13 protein-coding genes, 1 tRNA gene and 3 pseudogenes are annotated in these 16,996 nt (G+C 60.3%); 8 read left to right on the top strand and 9 right to left on the bottom strand.

Features of this window, described 5'->3' with window-relative positions; all coding sequences use genetic code 11:
- Positions 1-13: 13 nt before the first annotated feature.
- Positions 14-1,159: a PAS domain-containing protein gene (locus O6W96_RS14225; protein WP_353470180.1), complete on the bottom strand. Its 1,146-nt coding sequence runs from the start codon at positions 1,157-1,159 to the stop codon at positions 14-16.
- A 134-nt stretch (positions 1,160-1,293) separates the two neighbouring features.
- On the opposite strand from O6W96_RS14225, the gene O6W96_RS14220 reads away from it, so the two are divergent.
- A tRNA-Thr gene (locus O6W96_RS14220) sits at positions 1,294-1,369 on the top strand.
- A 21-nt stretch (positions 1,370-1,390) separates the two neighbouring features.
- On the opposite strand, the gene O6W96_RS14215 is transcribed toward O6W96_RS14220, so the two are convergent.
- Entirely contained in the window at positions 1,391-2,728 is a 1,338-nt protein-coding gene (locus O6W96_RS14215) for a hypothetical protein (RefSeq protein WP_353470179.1), read from the bottom strand.
- A 626-nt stretch (positions 2,729-3,354) separates the two neighbouring features.
- Positions 3,355-4,158: a hypothetical protein gene (locus O6W96_RS14210; RefSeq protein WP_187502611.1), complete on the bottom strand. Its 804-nt coding sequence runs from the start codon at positions 4,156-4,158 to the stop codon at positions 3,355-3,357.
- A 139-nt stretch (positions 4,159-4,297) separates the two neighbouring features.
- Here O6W96_RS14210 and O6W96_RS14205 point away from each other — a divergent pair.
- From O6W96_RS14205 to O6W96_RS14190, 4 genes and pseudogenes are all read left to right on the top strand, one after another.
- Positions 4,298-4,449: pseudogene (locus O6W96_RS14205) on the top strand (transposase); the annotation flags it as partial.
- Between the two features lie 638 nt (positions 4,450-5,087).
- The gene (locus tag O6W96_RS14200; protein ID WP_333929759.1) at positions 5,088-5,258 is read left to right on the top strand and encodes a hypothetical protein; all 171 of its coding nucleotides are present in this window, start codon (positions 5,088-5,090) and stop codon (positions 5,256-5,258) included.
- A 343-nt stretch (positions 5,259-5,601) separates the two neighbouring features.
- Positions 5,602-5,846, top strand: a pseudogene (locus tag O6W96_RS14195) (AbrB family transcriptional regulator).
- Positions 5,843-6,210, top strand: a pseudogene (locus O6W96_RS14190) (PIN domain-containing protein). Before O6W96_RS14195 ends, O6W96_RS14190 begins: the two co-directional pseudogenes overlap by 4 nt.
- Before the next feature lie 128 nt (positions 6,211-6,338).
- Here the strand turns inward: O6W96_RS14190 and O6W96_RS14185 are convergent.
- The 6 genes from O6W96_RS14185 to O6W96_RS14160 all read right to left on the bottom strand — a co-directional run bounded on the left by O6W96_RS14185 (position 6,339) and on the right by O6W96_RS14160 (position 13,324).
- On the bottom strand, positions 6,339-7,013 hold the full coding sequence (locus tag O6W96_RS14185; protein WP_353470178.1) for a glutathione S-transferase N-terminal domain-containing protein: 675 nt from the start codon (positions 7,011-7,013) through the stop codon (positions 6,339-6,341).
- Positions 7,013-7,756: an SDR family NAD(P)-dependent oxidoreductase gene (locus O6W96_RS14180; protein WP_333929761.1), complete on the bottom strand. Its 744-nt coding sequence runs from the start codon at positions 7,754-7,756 to the stop codon at positions 7,013-7,015. Before O6W96_RS14180 ends, O6W96_RS14185 begins: the two co-directional genes overlap by 1 nt.
- A gap of 17 nt (positions 7,757-7,773) precedes the next feature.
- On the bottom strand, positions 7,774-10,149 hold the full coding sequence (locus O6W96_RS14175; RefSeq protein WP_353470177.1) for a TonB-dependent receptor: 2,376 nt from the start codon (positions 10,147-10,149) through the stop codon (positions 7,774-7,776).
- 32 nt (positions 10,150-10,181) lie between these two features.
- Positions 10,182-10,532 (bottom strand): metal-sulfur cluster assembly factor, encoded by a 351-nt coding sequence (locus tag O6W96_RS14170; RefSeq protein ID WP_353470176.1) that lies wholly within the window; start codon positions 10,530-10,532, stop codon positions 10,182-10,184.
- On the bottom strand, positions 10,525-11,676 hold the full coding sequence (locus O6W96_RS14165; RefSeq protein ID WP_353470175.1) for an amidohydrolase family protein: 1,152 nt from the start codon (positions 11,674-11,676) through the stop codon (positions 10,525-10,527). The genes O6W96_RS14170 and O6W96_RS14165 overlap by 8 nt, the downstream gene beginning before the upstream one ends.
- Before the next feature lie 487 nt (positions 11,677-12,163).
- Complete coding sequence (locus tag O6W96_RS14160; RefSeq protein ID WP_353470174.1) at positions 12,164-13,324, bottom strand: acetyl-CoA C-acetyltransferase; 1,161 nt, start codon at positions 13,322-13,324, stop codon at positions 12,164-12,166.
- Positions 13,325-13,512: 188 nt separating this feature from the next.
- On the opposite strand from O6W96_RS14160, the gene O6W96_RS14155 reads away from it, so the two are divergent.
- From O6W96_RS14155 to O6W96_RS14145, 3 genes are read left to right on the top strand one after another with little or no spacing between them, the layout of a single operon-like run.
- On the top strand, positions 13,513-16,026 hold the full coding sequence (locus tag O6W96_RS14155) for a TonB-dependent receptor (RefSeq protein ID WP_353470173.1): 2,514 nt from the start codon (positions 13,513-13,515) through the stop codon (positions 16,024-16,026).
- Positions 16,026-16,475 (top strand): MaoC family dehydratase, encoded by a 450-nt coding sequence (locus O6W96_RS14150; RefSeq protein ID WP_353470172.1) that lies wholly within the window; start codon positions 16,026-16,028, stop codon positions 16,473-16,475. The genes O6W96_RS14155 and O6W96_RS14150 overlap by 1 nt, the downstream gene beginning before the upstream one ends.
- Positions 16,472-16,993, top strand: coding sequence for a MaoC family dehydratase (locus tag O6W96_RS14145; protein ID WP_353470171.1), 522 nt, complete (start codon positions 16,472-16,474; stop codon positions 16,991-16,993). The genes O6W96_RS14150 and O6W96_RS14145 overlap by 4 nt, the downstream gene beginning before the upstream one ends.
- The last annotated feature ends 3 nt before the right edge of the window (positions 16,994-16,996 follow it).

Here is a 16,996-nt window from a genome sequence, read left to right as displayed (position 1 = left end):
TGCTGCGGCGCACCTAAGATGCGGATCGTTCGGCGGCCGCGATGGCGGCGAGATCGCCGTCGAAACCACCGATAAAGCTTGCGAAACCACCTGCCGGCACCTGATGCCGCTGCGCATGGCGCAACACCGCCGCGAACGTCTCCAGCCGGGCCGCCTCGAAATTGGCGCCAAAGACCAGCGTGACGATCTGCATCATCACGTCGGTCTGGCCGGGCAGGCAGGCGGCCGCGAACAGCGTGGCGAGATCGCCGTCGTCGTGCTCGGTCGACACCGCAAGATCATGCGCCCGACCCAGCGTCCGGTGGAGCGCGGCGCGGCTGCGCGCCTCGGCGGCGCGGACCTGCGCCGCATTTTCACGCGCCATCGCCAGTTGCTCGCCGAATGGACCGGCGAGCACATAGTCGGCAGCCAAGGGATCATCCAGCACCAGCGCCTGAACCGGCATCGGCTCGGCTGACAACACATCGAAGCCGCCGCTCGGACCATCGGCCCAGACCTGCGCGGCTGTGCCCGAGCCCTGCGGCGTCGCGTGAACCGCTGCATCCAGCTCCGCCGACAGCGCCGCCTGCAAATCGGCGTCCGCGAGTTCCTTCCAGTTGATCACGCCGTAGATGAAGTCGATCGTCACGCCCCCCGATGCAAACGGCATCAGGATCCCGCGGTACAGCGTCGTCCGCCCCCGACTGCTGACGAATTCCGCCTCGAAGCCGATCGGCGCGCGATTGGCGATGATCTGGAGATAGTGATCGGTCAGCCGCGACAGCAGCGAGCGGCTCGGCACGTCGGCGATCGTTGCGATCGGCCCTTCCAGCCCACATTCCTCGCGCAATGCGCGGCCGAGATACGCGATCTTTGGGTCGCCCATGCCGTGGCTGAAATCGAGCAGCACGCTGTGCGGGCCGAAATCGGTGATCGTCTCGGGCTCGAGGTTCGCGATCGACGGATAGGGGCGGCCGTCGAGCAGCGACACCCAGTGGTTATAGGCGCGGACGTGCATCCTTCGCTCGTCGCCGCCGAGATCGAACATCACGTCGTTGACGCCTGCATCGGTCGAAGCGCGCGCGTCGGCGTCCGCCGTCGTTTGCGTCGCGGTTTCCCCTCGCGCTAAAATATCCGCGCCCGCTTCGCGTCCGTCCGCTACGCTGCGTGCCGTCGTCATGCCCTAAGATCCCCGTATCGTTGCCGCGCTTGTGCGCTGCGCTTGGTAAACACCGGGTAAACTCGCAAACCGCTTGTCAGTCCGCAAAACCGCTGGTAGTTGCCGCCCCCTCGACCAGGCACGTCTGGCATCGGGCCGCTTTAGCTCAGTTGGTAGAGCATCGCATTCGTAATGCGGGGGTCACAGGTTCGAGTCCTGTAAGCGGCACCATCGACATCTTGTTGAAAACAATCACATTTTTTTGTCTCCTGCCAGCTTTCCAGCGGCGACAACTCCGGTAGCGTTCCGGTGCATCGAGCCCGGAGCAAGCTTCTCAATCGAGGCGATGATGTGGTTCAGGGCGCGCACGACTGTCGGGAATTCACCGATGGCGTAGACCTCGGTTTGGCTTCCGGCACGGTGGCCCATGAAGCCTTCCAGATCCCACTTCTCCGCGCCGTTGTTGCGGGCGAGCGTTGCGAGGCTGTGACGCAGCAGGTATGGACGCCACTCGCGACCGGCCGGCATTTCGATATTCTTGAGCATCGTATCCCACGCGCGATCAACGTCTTGAATGGCGCGACCGTGATAGTTCACGAGCCAGCCCCGACCGGCGCGATCCGGTATCTTCAGCGCCATGTACGTCTCGTATTCTTCGCGCAGCCAGCGATCGAGCAGCGGCAGCACCGGCAGAACAGCGCGATGTTTCTTGTTCTGCGTGCGCCCCTGGGGATTGAGGTCGATCGTCGGTGAGCCGGGCCACCACTGCTCGCGATCCGGGGCGACGCTGATGTCGACGACCGCACCAGGGCGCGCGATCGTGCAGACCGAAGCAACGAGGAAAGCGTGGAGCGAACCGCGCTGACGATCAGGCTCGGCTGCATAGGCGAACATTTTCGCCAGCTCCTCGACACCGATTCGCGTGCGGCGCTGCCGCTGTACTTGGCGGGCTGGGAGCGGTTTGTAGATGGGTCGCTTGTCGGAGCGCGCAGGCTCCGCGTTCGCGGCATGATTTAAGACGGCGATCAACTGCGCGATCGATGCCTCGGTCGCGGCCGGCGAGCGCGGCCGGGACACAGTCACTTCGCCCTTGCCATTTCGCCATTCGACCGGCTGCAATCGAGACCAGGCGCGGAAGGCGTTGACGAAGACGGTGCCGCACGCAGTGGCGCAGCTCGTGGAGTGACCGAAGCGACTTTCCGCGCCCAAAGCCTGCTCCGCATCGAGGAACGCGACGGCATGTGCCAGCCGGCCCGAGATTGTGTCGGCTGAGGCACGCGTGTTGCCCCACTCGATTTTATAGTCTGCGATGGCGTCGGTCAGCAGATACGCCTGCGCCTGCGCGAGCGGCTGACCGCATGCGTGGCAGAACGCTGGTGCTTCGTTCTTGTCAGCTAGGTAGACCCTGTCGAGCGCCAGAATGCCCGCCGCTACGTCGCTTGTAGCCGTCGACGTGCTGCGCTCGCGTCGCGTTTCGCTGTCGTACCACCAGATGTAGAGATTGGGGGTCCGAAGGGTTCCGTCTGCCCGTTCATCTGCTGCAAGCCAGTATTTTCCTCTTTGGTAAAGCGGCGGAGTGCGTCGCGACATTGTGTCTGTTCTTTCAGGTAGTCGGCTACTGCGCGATTGATGATGTCGAAGAGCCCGAGGCTCCCGAGTAGGTCGAGGTCGGGTGAGTCTATCCGAAGCCCTTTCCCTCGCTCGGCAGCGCGGGTCATTTTCCCTGCTAGCTTCACGATTGATGGGGCGTTCATGCTGCCCCCTTGGCAGCGGTCCCGCCGACGCTCTTCGTGCTTTCGAACACACGACCATTCCGGCTACTTGGCTCTTTGTACTTGCGGTCAGGGTTAAGCGTCTTGCCGGCGACGGGTGGCGTTGCGCGAACGGTACGCGGAGCCTGCCGATTATCGATCGCTGCAACGGAAGCTGCTGTTGGGGCGGCCATTGACTTGGCGTTCATCATCAAATGCGTTCCGGCAAGGTGGTGACGTTCTCGGAAGCGCGTTCCGAGCGAAGGTAAGGGCGGACGTGTCGAAATTAGCGGGTGCGCTTGGCCTTTGGCGGTCGCAGGCGCGGCTTGCTGGTTACGCTGTACGCCTCGAGTAGCGACAGCCACCAGCGGACCAATAAAACTTGGGAAGCCTCGCTAACCGGGCAGGGCCTCGGCACCGACTCCAACGAAGCGTACGGGCCAGCCGGGTTGCTAGGTCCCACGATCATGCGGAAGTTCCGTCTTTCGAACGGTTCCAGACTTCGTATAGAACGGCTGTGACGTCGACAGCGATCATGGACTTTGCGCCATCCCCGGTGGCCTCGTCGCTCGCTTCCGCGCCCCATGCAAAGCGATATTCCTCGCCTTCGCCGGTCCGCCAAAAATAGGTCATTTCTTCAAGGTCGGCGCTGTAGCCAGCGGGATCATCCGCGTCTGGTTGCTCGGTGACGGTCAAATAAGCGTCCAGGTGCCGGTAAAAGTCCTCGCGTTCCATCTTCTCCCGGATTTCGATGATTTCGCGAGTCAGGCGCCTTTCTCCGTGAATTTCACCTGCTGCTGCGAGCATAGCCGTCTTAAGTTCTTCTCGCTGCTCTGCTTCGGAAAGCGCGACGGACGCTTCCACAATGCGCGGGTGCTGGTCACGATCGAAGCCTGGTGAGTTTACGAGGTCCCGTAACTCTGCCCGCTTCAACTCGCTCGCGACGAAATTGCCTTCGATGATAAAAAGCGACCACAGGCCATAAACTTGGTCACGGTTCAGACCAAATCCGTCGAAATAGGCAATGGCCTCGCGATAGACGCGGCCTATCGAAAGCATCCCCTCAATATTCACCCCGAGGATACGGAGCTGGTTCATGATCGCGGCGATATTCGCCTCATACCAAGGAAAGCGGAGCTTGAAGCCGGTCCCCGTAGGCGCTGCAATCGGACGCAGCACACCCCCGCGAACCCAAAACGTCATTACGTCTCGAGGAATTTCAGCCTTGGCCATGATATCGCCGCGTAGAATCGGCTCGTGGTTAGGCATCGGCCTTCCTCGTGAACAACTGCTACCAGCCATAAGTGACAAAAAGTCACTCTGCAAGACGTGATTAAAAATGCTTTGCCCGTCAGGGTGTACGAAACGATGATGCGGTATCGAGCTAAACCGCTTTATTTTTGCCGGTCAGCGGATCGAGCGCGTGTTCGGTCACCTGAAACGTAACCTTAAGCTACGAACGCTCAAGCTGCGGGGCCTGGCCGGAGCAGTCGAGGAGTTCACTTTGGCTGCCGCGACATACAATCTCGGCTGCTTGCCCGGCAGGAATCGCCGGTCTGATACGCGGCGCTTCTTACAAAGCCATTCGTTACCAGCCATCGGTGACGCCAATCCCACGCAAGCGTTTTCAACAGTCTCAGTCAGTTTTACATCGTCAGATTGCTCATTTTGGTGGAAAGCGGAACGGCCGCTATCGGGTGGCGATCGCGGTAAACGGACGTTCGTTCAGGCTGTGGGGCAGGGGGCTAACGGGCCTCTGCTGGTGTCGCCCGACGAAACGCCATGCTTGAGTAACTACGGGTAGCCCGTACGTGTAGGCGCAAGGCGCAAGGCGCATGCCGTACTCGAGGCCGGCAACAAATTGCGCATGCCGTACTCGAGGCCGGCAACAAATTGGTTGCGGCACGAGCATGCCACATTGAAGTCGGCCGGGCTCGCCAGCGGTACACCGAACTGCTTCTTCTCGAATTCGAACTGGAGGAAGCGCGCGAGCATGGTACGACCGTGATGCGCGTCGGCACATCGAACGGCTACTGCCTGGTTACGATCCGAGCTTTGGGGATGATCTGGACCTGACGTCGATCACGCGTGGTGGCCTGGGTGAGATTTGTGGCGATCTCGCGCGAGGAACGCAGGAGCAATTGGCGGTGCTCACTCGGCTAGCTTTCGCTGACAAGCTACTCAGGCAAGGTGTGCCGGTGTCGCTGATCCTGGACGACCCGCTCGTCTATTCGGACGATACCCGCTTAAATCTGTTGACCGAGATGCTAACCGACGCTGCAACACGAATGCAGGTCATTCTGCTGACCTGCCGTGACTGCGCATTCCGTCATCATGGCAATCGGATCAACCTTTTTGAAGTGCGGTGAGAACGAAGCGTGGGGCGTGGTAACGAGAACGCTTAAGACTTAATAGCACTTGCCCACGCAGGCTCAGCCCTCGGGAATTTCTCGCTTGCCGTCGGGAAGAGTCCATAGCGACCGACAGTCGCCTGTTTTGAGAAAAGCTGAACTGACGGACTGGGTTCCAATGCGGGATCCAAATCCACGTTCTCCACGATGATGATTTGCGACAGATCGGCTTCGTAATCCGGGATTAATTCGTTGAGTACGACATACCTAGCTGAATGTGAAAACGCTTGGCTCGATTGCCACCTATGGCACGAGAAGCTACCGATTAATAATAAGGCTACAGATGTGGGTAGGTGTCGCTATGACGCTACAGATCAACATAACTCCGAACGGGCGGATGAGCCTGCCAGCTGACGTTCGTAAGCGGCTGGACCTGACCGGTGGAGGTGCAATCTACTCGACGAGACAGCAGACGGGGTCGTTTTGCGAACTCCGAACTAAGCGGCGGCGAGAGCCCAGGCGCTAGTCAAGCAGTATACCGGTGGTAATCCGGAGGCATCGCTTGACGCATTCGTTAATCGTCGTCGCGAGGATAGCGGCGAATGACCATGGTGCAGGATGCGTCGGCGCTTATTGCCATGATCAAGGGCGAAAAGGGATCGGCTAAGGTCGCCGCAGGAATTGCGGGCGCCCGCGTGAGCAGCGTGAATTATGCCGAGGTGGTGACCCACTTCATTCATGCAGGTATGCCCGAGCGGGAGGTCGACGCTATGCTAGATCCGTTGCCATTCACCGTTGTGTCAGCGGACAAAGCCCGTGCCCAGATTGCCGGGAGGACGCACGCGATAACGGCCGAAGCAGGGCTCAGCCTTGCGCTTGCCAGCGCGACGGATTGGCGGCATGGACGAGCGACCAAAACTGGAAGAAAATCGCGGATGCCGTTGACGTCAAGGTCGTGACGATCCGGTAACACATCGTATCATTACACATTTTAAGAAATCACACGTGCCCGGACGCGTAGTACTTATGGCAAATTAATATTATCCCCAGTTATTTCAAGAATATTTGACTGAAAATAGACTCAAACTCTACCAAGGATCATGCAATTTTTGACTTTATATTAACGGTCATCGACATTGGGAGGGTGTCGACGAACGATTGTCTCCTTGATACGTTTTCTATCATCGACGTCAAACAAGGGTAAGTTCCTCGCCAGATAAGGGCATCGATTGGCAAACTTACGCCGTCGGAAACGACAAACTCCCAGACCAGGAGGCTGGTTGCGACTGCGATATGACCGTGATGAATGTCGTGAGTCGCGCGCGCTGGTAGCAGCGCCGATAACCGTTCGAGCTCCACCAAGCCGCCGTAGATCTTTTGTGTCTGCCGAGCAATATAGGCGCTGCTTGGCGAATCACGGTACATCTCGAAGATGAGACCCTGCGCGATCTCCATCAATCGCTCGCCCAACGTCCTCATGTTTAGAGCGAAGATCCTTTCGGACTGCATGGCAGGCAGGAGCCTGGGGGTGGGGTGAACAATCTCCAGCCAGTCAAGGATATGGCTCGAATCGCAGACATTGTACCCATCCGGCGTGATAAGGATCGGCAATTGACGCAAGGGACCATAGTCGCCCGTGCGGGTATGATCGGACCAAGGCTCGTCATCGATGACTTCGAATGGAATCCCCTTTTCGATCAAAGCGATGGCGACCTTGCGTCCGTAGGGGCTAGGACGCGCGTTGACGAGACGGTAGGGCTGCGGCGGTGTCATTACAGGAGCGTGTAGCCGCCATCGACGGCGGTAAGAGTGCCGGTGATGAACGAAGCTTCGTCGCTTGCGAGGAATAGGGCGAGGTTCGCGATTTCGGCCGGTGTGCCGATCCGGCCCATCAGCGTGGCATCGACAGCGCCTTTCAGATAGTCTGCTGGCATGCCGCGGGTCATGCCAGTATCGATTGCCCCGGGCAGGATGCCATTCACCCGAATATTCTGACTGGCATATTCGGCTGCCGTCTGACGCGTGAGGACCGATACGCCGCCTTTTGACGCCGAATAGGCCGGAAGTTGCGGAAAGGCCACCAGTGCCGCCATGGATGAGGTGTTGACGATGGATCCTCGGCCCGCCGTTTGCAACATCAGCGGAATGGCGTATTTCATGCCAAGAAAGACACCTTTCAGATTGACGGCTAACACTCGATCCCAATCAGCTTCCGCGTAGTCGGCGGTCAGTGCGAGAGGTCCCTGTATTCCGGCGTTATTGCAGAGGATATCAAGCCGTCCGAATCGATCGATTGCGGTGTTCAACATCATTATGACATCGGCGCTGCGCGACACGTCGGCCATCACGCCGATACAGTTAGGTCCGATCCGCATGGCCAGGTCATTTTGCGCGCCCGTAACGTCCACCGCGACGACCTTAGCACCTTCGGCACAGAATCGTTCTACCATTGCCAAGCCCATACCAGAACCTGCGCCGGTGACGACGGCGACCTTCCCCTGCAGGCGTTCCCCCATGGTGATTCTCCGTTTCGTTAAAAGTTAAAGCGTGCCTCGATAAGGAAGGTCCGGCGATCGCCGGGCACCGCAGTGTTTAGGGTGAAGATGTTCGCAAAACCTACACCACCGGTATAATACACTGTGTTGAAGATGTTCTTCGCCACTGCCGCCAATGACCACCCCTTTTGTACGTCACCCAAGCCAGCGCGTAGATTGATAAGTGCGTATCCGGGAATTCGTGCGCCGGGCGTCAAGCTTTTGGCAGTGGAGCTAAAATAGGTGAAGGTTTGAGCGTAGACGTCGCCGCGCAGATTTGCCGTCAGCCGGTCCGATACGGGCACCTTCACATTGGCATACGCCGCGCCAGCCCATTTTGGCGTATCGGGATAGGTATCGAAACGCGCCTGCGGATTATCGACGACGTTGACGATGTTGCTGGTAAAGCGGGCGTTCGTGTAGTTGGCGCTGCCGCCCAGAGTGAGCCATGGGACTGGGTCGATTGACCCGTCAACTTCGACTCCGCTGATTTTGGCCCGTGGAACATTAACGGTAATCGAGGCGAGATTTCCGAAGATCTGGGCATAAAATGCGCGTTGCACGTCGCGGACCCACATCTGGTAGGCAGCGACATTCAGCCTGACGGGAAGCGTGGCAACGCGGCCGCGATATTTTGCGCCAAGTTCGGCGTCCGTCGCGGTTTCCGGACGATAGGCGCCGCCGGAAGCATTGCCGAAGCCGGTCGTCGGCGGTGCGAAATAGTTGAAACCGCCGCTGCGAAAACTGCGCCGCGACTTTGCGTAGAGCAGAAGGTCGGTCGTGACCTGATCCTCTACTCCAACGGTCCAACTGAACTTCTTGAATGTTGCGCGCTGGTTGAAATCGTAGGCAGCAAGCGGAGCCGTCACATAAGTGTCGTCAGCCGCGCGGACGAACCGCGTTTTCTCGATGCTGTAGCGCCCGCCAGCCGTCAGTTTCAGTCCGGCCAGACCAAGATCGTAGGTTCCCTGCGCATAGCCGGCATAGGTATCGTTAGTGAACTTTCCATTGTTAATCTGATTGATCGGCGGAGATACCGGCGCCAGATCGAATATGACACTGGTCGACCGTGTATTGTCCGTCTCGTGACTGAAATAGCCACCGGCCACATAGTCAAGGCGTCCACGGATGTTACCAAGGAGCTGAAGCTCGTCTGAGATCTGCTTAATCGCGCCGGTGCGCCCATCCGGCCCGTTCGCGTCACCGCCGTAGGGCGTCCCGTCAAATTCACCGGCACCGCTGAATTTCGAACGGACATAGCCGAACACGTTCTTGATGGTCGCCGCCGAGCTGAGTTCCAGCGCGGTAACGTTCGACACGATCAGTTTCTTTTGGCGGTAGAAATTGGGGGAGTCGACATCGACGAGGTAAGGCCCGCGTGCCTTCTGCTTGGCAGCAAAGGGGATCAACCCGTCAGGATCTGCCTTCGGATGGGCCGCCAGATAGGACGCCCAGGTGCCACCACCAAAGGCGCTATCAACTGCGGGCGAGAAAAGAAAGTTAAACGGCACAAAAGCAGGCGCACCTAGCGGCAGGACGTTGTAAACCACGCTGCTGAGACTGTTCCCGTTGCTGTGCCCGTAGTCGACGACCAGATCGTTGCTGAGCTGGCTGCTCGGCTTCAGAGTTAGGCTAACACGGACATTTTCACGGCGGATCTCGCCAAGTCGTTCGTCGCGGTAGAGATTGCGCTGGAAGCCGTCGCGGCGCTGAAACTGACCGGCCACCCGCAACAGCGCGACATCACTCACCAACGGTACATTAAGCGCACCTTCAAGCTGCCGTGCGCTGAAGTTGCCGACGCGTGCGACGAGATATCCGCCAAAGTCCACGGTGGGCTTTTGACTGGTATAGAGGACGGCGCCGCCCGTAGAGTTGCGCCCAAACAGTGTGCCCTGCGGGCCCTTGAGTACCTGAACGGAGGACAGATCGTACAGCGCGGTACCGCCAACACCGCCGACCTGGACCTCATTAAAATAGGGTAGCACAGAGGGGCGCGAGCTGGAGAAAGGATCGACCGACTGGCCGCGCAACGAGAAGTTGAGCTGGTTCTCGTTTTGCCCAGTTTTCACGGTCAGGCCAGGGACCGCCGATTGCAGATCGGTTTCGGTCGTGATCGCACGTTCGACTAAAGTGTCCGCCGACACGACACTTATGGCAACCGGCGTCCGTTCGAGCGTTTCGGATCGCCGCTGCGCCGTGACAATAATTTCCGCCCCCGTGTCGGTTGCGACTATTGCCGGGCCAGGATCGGAAGGGGCGGCGCCGGGGGGAGAAGTGTCCGGCGGGACCGATTGCGCTTGCGCGTAGGCGTTGCCGCATACCATGAACGTTGCCAGCGCCACCATCGACGTCGTAGAGAATCGTCTGGACATCTTGTCCCCCTTTCGTTGACCATTCTGCTTGTTCAGGAAGCGATCGAGGCCTCCTGTGCGGCCAGATGGACCGCGCGCTTCGCCTTGGCCGCAGGGCTCAAAAAGCTTGGCGACCAATCAAGGCCGTTATCCGCTTTCAAAGTCACCCGTTCGGCGCCGCAAAGGGCCTGGACGCGACGTGTCGCCTCCTGTTGGAAGAAGCCGATCATGTGACAGAAAGGCGAGGTGAGACGTAGATCGATGGTGACATCGCCGTTCGCCGCGATAATCACATCGCGGATTAACCCCATCTCATCCAGCCCGAGCGGCGTGCCTGCCGCCATGCTGCACGGATCCTTGATCTCGTTGAGTTCGGCGCGGATGCGGTTGCGCATATCAAGCATAGATTGTCTCGCTTCGCGTCGCATGCAGTGTCGAGAAGGGCTCGGCTAATTCCGCGCCATGGCGATCGAACTCGTCGCCGACAATGCCCTGCTTCAACACCTCGACATCAAGGCCGTGCAGGCGGCAGAAGTTGTGGGCGAAGATATTAGCCTTGTTTTCCCGCGTGATCTGTTTGATCGGCTTAAACAGGCCCGCACCTTGCAGCAAATCGTCCGGAAATTCGAACGCTGCGAAAGCTTCGAGCGCGGGCTGGTTATGGACCAGCGTCCCACCCGATCCCCAGAACATGCGATCGAGCATATCGGTGCCGCCGACACGGCAGAGACCAAGCAGCACTTCGGCAAAGGCACGTGGCCGGCGTTCGACCAGGATGTTCTGAATTTCCATGTTGACCGCGATGTTGCCGAAGCGGGCCAGCAGCCAGGCGGTTTCTTCCATGAAGGCGAGACCGCCATGCACGATCTCGAAATTGAGATCGGGAAAATCGTTCGCGGCATTCTCGATGTCGCTCGGATTATATGCATCGCCGACCGCGAACGGACCGATCGGTACTGCCTTATGGACCGCGACGGTCGTGAGGCCGAGTTTTTGCGCCTGTTCGTAAAGTGGGTAGATCAGCTTAGGATCGTCCATCCGCCAGCTGACCGGACCCTTACCGTCCCAGCTGGTCGGATAGAGCTTCAGCCCGAGCGGCTTGAGCATGTCGACCTGTTCGGCCATCGAACGCTCTGCATCCTTGCCCTTCAGCGGATCGACGCAGGCATAGGCGCCGATGAAGCGAGATGGATAGCGATCCAGCGCCTCGACCGCCTTGGGGACCGAGCAATAGCCGTCCTTGAACGATGCAATGGCCAGCGGATGCATCACCGCGACGTCGGTGTCGCTTTCGCGGAAGATGAAGTTGGCAACGTCAGGTACCTGCCAGTCGACCAGATACTGTTCCCGCGTGAAAGCATATTTAGAGTTCGGCGGATCGGCGGCCAAGTGCCAAGCCAATTCGACCATGGCGTGACCCAGCACCGGGTCTTCCCAGTTGGTCGGGAGATGATTATACGCGTGAGTAACCGCATCGAGAACGAAGTAGTCGTCAATCATCTTGCCGGTCCCTTCAAAAAAAGCCGAGCCTATTGGCGTGGAAACCATATATCATGGGGATATATCTGCTAAAACGCAGTGTGAGATTTTTCAGGTAAAGACTACTCCGCCACGTGTAGCACGGGCGCCAGTGTCAGCCGACGATGCGGCAAGATCACGCAAGCCAGTCATGGGTCATCCTCTCTGTCAGGCTACCGCCGGTTTCCGGTCTATTAGTAGCCTGAGCATCTGGATGAGCTTCAAAAAAATGCGAGTCAATACCCTCGTTGAAAAATAGTCCACAGGTCCGTTGATTACTTGCAACCCGCCTCGGATCAGCGCGAGGTGTCACCCTTCGCTTGCGGTGCGTCCGTCCGGCCCATTGCCGCGACAGGGCACCGCCCGGCGGTGCCGCCTGTCAGTTCAACTCTTTACAGGCCCGGAACATGGCCGTTACTCCAACGCGCCTTCGGCCCGCGGCCGGCCCGTCCTGATTGCCGAACGGCGCACCGTACACGCCACTTACGGCTGGTTGAATTGCCTGGCGCGGCTGGACTTACAGGATTTCGAACAGGGTCACGTTCGCGACCCCGCCGCCCTCACACATCGCTTGAAGCCCGTAGCGCCCCCCGCGGGCCCGCAAAGCATGGATAAGGGTGGCCGTCAGCTTCGTCCCGCTTGCGCCCAAGGGATGACCGAGCGCGATCGCGCCGCCGTTTACGTTCAGACGGGCGGGATCAGCGCCGGTCGCCTTCAGCCAAGCCAGCGGGATTGCGGCGAACGCTTCGTTCACCTCGTAAAGATCGATATCGGCGAGCGTCAGCCCGGCGCGGGTTAAGGCCTTTGCGGTGGCGCGAATAGGCTCTTCGAGCATGATTACGGGGTCACCTGCGGTCACAGTGAGTGTGTGTACCCGCGCGATCGGGGTAAGGTCGAAGCGCTTCAAGGCGGTCTCGCTGACGATCAGGACGCCGCTGGCGCCGTCGGTCATCTGGCTCGCATTTGCCGCGGTGATCGTGCCGCCCTCGACCAGTGGCTTGACCGCACCGATCGCCTCGATCGACGTGTCGAAACGGACGCCCTCGTCCTGCGTCACCGGGCCTGCCGGCGTGTCGACGGGAACGATCTCGCCCGCGAATGCGCCGCGTTCGATCGCGGCCGCAGCGCGGCGATGACTGTCCAGCGCGAAGGCATCCATGTCGGCGCGCGTAAGTCCGTATTTGTCTGCGACCATCTGCGCGCCGGTGAACTGGCTGAATTCCGCGACATCGTAACGATTGCGGATCGCCTCGCTCCACGGACCGGTGCCGAGCCCGGCCTCGGCGTGGAGGCGGAAGTTCGATCCCATCGGGACTCGCGTCATGCTTTCGACGCCGGCCGCGATCACCACGTCCTGCGTGCCCGACATCACGGCCTGCGCGGCGAAATGCAGCGCCTGTTGCGACGATCCGCACTGCCGGTCGATCGTCACGGCGGGAACACTGTCGGGTAGCCGCGAGGCCAGCACGAGATTGCGCCCGAGCGCAAACGCCTGCTCGCCAGCCTGGCTGACACAGCCCACGATCACGTCTTCTATCGCCGCCGGATCGATCCCCGTTCTATCCACGAGGGCGTTGAGAATGATTGCACCTAAGTCGGCGGGGTGTACCCCGGCGAGACTACCTTTGCGACGTCCGCCCGGTGTGCGCAACGCATCGACGACAAAAGCATCTGCCATTAATTTCCATCCTAACACACGCGCCGCAAGGACTCTTGCGGTTGGAACGATCCCCTGCACGGCACTATCACCGGACCTGCGCAATCCGTCAACGCATGTATTGACAGCCGTCAAAGCCTGCGTCAGTTCTATCGTAGCGACCGCCCCAGCGAGGGTGGCGTGGCGAGGATGCAAACAGGAGGCGGACGATGCGCGGCATGATGAAGCGGGCTCCGATGAGCAGGGCGATGCTCGCGAGTGGGATCTCGGTATCGGCGCTGCTCGCGCTGCCTGCGACGGGACAGACGGCGCCGGATACGCCATCGGGGCCGGAAGCGGCGGCTGCGCAGACAGAAGCGCGGACCGAACCAGCTTCGACCGGCGATATCGTCGTTACGGCCAGACGGCGCAGCGAGACGCTGAACACCGTTCCCGTGGTCGTCTCGGTCATCGGCCAGGCGCAGATCGCCAACAACAACGCGACCGACCTCAGCAAGATCGGCGAACTGACGCCGACCGTCATCATCGGCGCGTACAAGTCGAACGGTGGTGGATCGATCGCGATCCGCGGGATCAGCTCGCCCGCCAACCAGGCCGGGTTCGAGCAAGCGGTGTCGGTCGCGATCGACGGCGTGCAGACCAGCGACGGCCGCATCGCACAGCTCGGCATCTTCGACGTCCAGCAGGTCGAAGTGTTGAAGGGGCCGCAGGCGTTGCTGTTCGGCAAGAACAACACGGCCGGCGTCATCTCGATCGCGACCGCCGATCCAACCGACCGGTTGGAGATCAGCGGGCGCACGACGTATGAATTCGTCGGCGACGAAAGCACGACGGACGTCGCGATCTCCGGGCCGCTTTCCGAGACGTTCGGCGCGCGTCTGGCAGTGCGCTATCGCAGTCTCGACGGTTGGCTGCGCAATACCGCACAGCCGATCGCGAACCCGTTCTACCGCGCGGCCACCGGCGCCCCGGCGGGGGCGGCACAATTACCCGGCACCAAGGACACGCGGCCGGGCGACAAGGAAATTCTGGCGCGCCTGACGCTGAAAGGCGAGCCTTCGGACAATTTCACGTTCCGGGCCAAATCCTTCTTTGCGCGCAACAAGGATGCCGGCCCCGGCACCGCAACGCAGAATATCGGCCCCTGCACGGGCGCGACGCCGCGCATGTACGGTATCGCCGATCCGGCAGCCGACTGCGTGGTCGACAACCGGACGACGATCGGAAACTTGCCCGCTGCGATCTCCACGACGATGCGTGGAGGCAGTGCGGATGGTTCGCCCTACGGCAAACTCACCGTGCTGACGCAAGCGATCGATCTAGGCTGGAAGCTAGGAGCCGTGTCGATCGATACCACGACCGGGTACAACTACACGAAATACCGGTTCTTCTCCGGGCTGGACCAGACGAGCTATTCTCAGCTGGCGTTTTTTAACGAACAGCGTGCGGAGCAGTTCTCGCAGGAGCTTCGCGTCACCAGCGACCTGCAAGGCCCATTTAATTTCATGGCCGGCGGATTTTACCAGACGTCGCGATTGCACGACAACAACGACACCAAGCTGAACGATGGCAACTACAACGCCGCCGCCAATCGCTATTCGACGTATGAGGATTTCAGCCTCCAGACCGGCAATACGCTATCCGGGTTCGCGCAGGTTCTAGTGAAGCCGGTCGAGACGATCGAGATCGCGGGCGGCGCGCGCTACACGCGGGAGCGCAAGCAGTTTAGCAAGCAGAACCTCTATGGCATCGGCACGTTCAACACGCTGAACACCGTCTACCCTGGATCGAGCCGGGTCGGCTATCTTGAGGGGAAGTTCGAGGACAGCAACGTCTCGCCCGAAGCGACTGTCACATGGCGGCCCGACAGCAGCAAGACGCTGTTCATTGCCTACAAGACCGGCTTCAAGTCGGGCGGTTTCGGGCTGACGAGCCCGCTCCAGACGGGGACACGGATCGGCGATACCGATTTCGACTCCGAAAAGGCGCGCGGGTTCGAAGCTGGCGCAAAGGGGCTGTTCCTCAACGGACGGCTGCGCGTCAACGTCGCGGCCTTCGCGTACAAGTTCACCGATCTGCAGGTGAACACCTACGACCCCGCCCGCGTCGCCTACACGATCAACAATGCCGGCGAAGTGCGTCAGCGCGGCGGCGAGGCGGAGGTGAATTACTCGCCGTTCCAGGCGCTTACTCTGCACGGTGCGATCGCCTATACGCACAACCGGTTCCGCAACTTCGTCGGGCAATGCTATGGCTATGCCTTCCCGACGGGTACGGTACGCGCGACCGCCACGGCCCCGGCGAACTGTTCGTTCGTCAACGCGACCGCGCTGACCCTGCAGCAGGATTTCAACGGCCGCGCGCCCGCCCGGTCGCCCGATTGGGCCGGCAATGGCGGTGCGGAAGTCACGATTCCGCTCGGCGCCTACAAGCTGGCCGTGACGGGCGATGCATTCTACAGCGGCAGTTACTTCGCGGCGGAAACGATGGCGCCGTCGACGCTGCAGCGCTCGCTCTGGCGCTTCAACGCAAGCGCCCGCGTCGCCGAGATCGACGATCGCTGGTCGGTGTCGGTGATCGGTCGCAACCTGACCAACAAATATTATCTGCTCTACGCAGCGGACCGCACCGGGGGCGCGAGCGTTCCGGGAGCGATCAGCGAACAGCGCGGTGTCATCGCGCGCGGACGTGAAGTCGCGTTGCAGCTTTCGGGGAAATTCTGATGGATGTGAAGAATCTGCTGGTCACGCGCGACACCCCGGTCGGGTACGAACTGCAACCGCTCAAGAAGAAGGCGGCGATCCAGCTAATGGGATCGCGGCTATGGGGACGGTTCAATCCGAACCACTGGGACCCGGTCTATGCCGGCGCAACCGGGCTGAAGGCACCGATCCAGACAGGTGAAATGTCGTCCGCCTATATCGCGGAGATGTGCGTCAACCACTTCGGCGCAGCGATGTTCACCGGTGCGCGCGTCGTGTGCAAATACATCGCCTCGACGCTCGCGAACGAGGTCATCACGACGCACGGCGTGGTCCGCGAAAAGATCGCCAAGGGCGATGGCTTCCGGTTCGTCGTCGATGTTTGGGCGGACAACGAGGAGGGTGAGAAGAAGACGGTCGGCTTCGTCGAAGTCGATGTCGATGTCGACGTGAAGGGAGATCGCGCATGAGCACCGACCAGTTGCGTCCCATGTCCCCGGTCCAGATCGCGCAGACGCGGGACTTTATCGACGGGCTCGAGGCTGGTGCAGCGACCTATTGGGACATGGTCGAAATCGGCGACGAATTGTCGCGTGAACTGACGATCAGCCCCGAACTCGTGATCCTATATGCGGACGGCGTGGAGGATTTTAATCCGTGGTACGAAGGCTGGCGGATGAACAGCTGGACGATATCCGGCGAATCTCCGTTCGGCGGTGCGATCGTGCCGCCGTTGCTGGTCTCGCATTTCGTGCTGTCGGTGCAGTTCGATCACACCAGGCCGTTTGCGATCGGATCGATCCACACCAATCACGATTCCGAGATCGTGGCGCCGATCCCGGTCGGCGCGACGGTACGGATCACGACGCGCGCCACCGAAAAATACGTGAAGCGGGAGCGGCGGTATGTACGGCATTCGGTGACGGTCGAGGACGTCGCGAACGGCACGCTCTATTTCCGCGAGACGCGGGATATCCTGTCGCTGTGAGCG

It is taken from the genome of Sphingomonas faeni (assembly GCF_040407495.1).
Lineage (GTDB): Bacteria > Pseudomonadota > Alphaproteobacteria > Sphingomonadales > Sphingomonadaceae > Sphingomonas > Sphingomonas faeni_D.
Note: the sequence above shows the minus strand (reverse complement) of the source record. Positions and strands in the feature narration are given on the sequence as shown.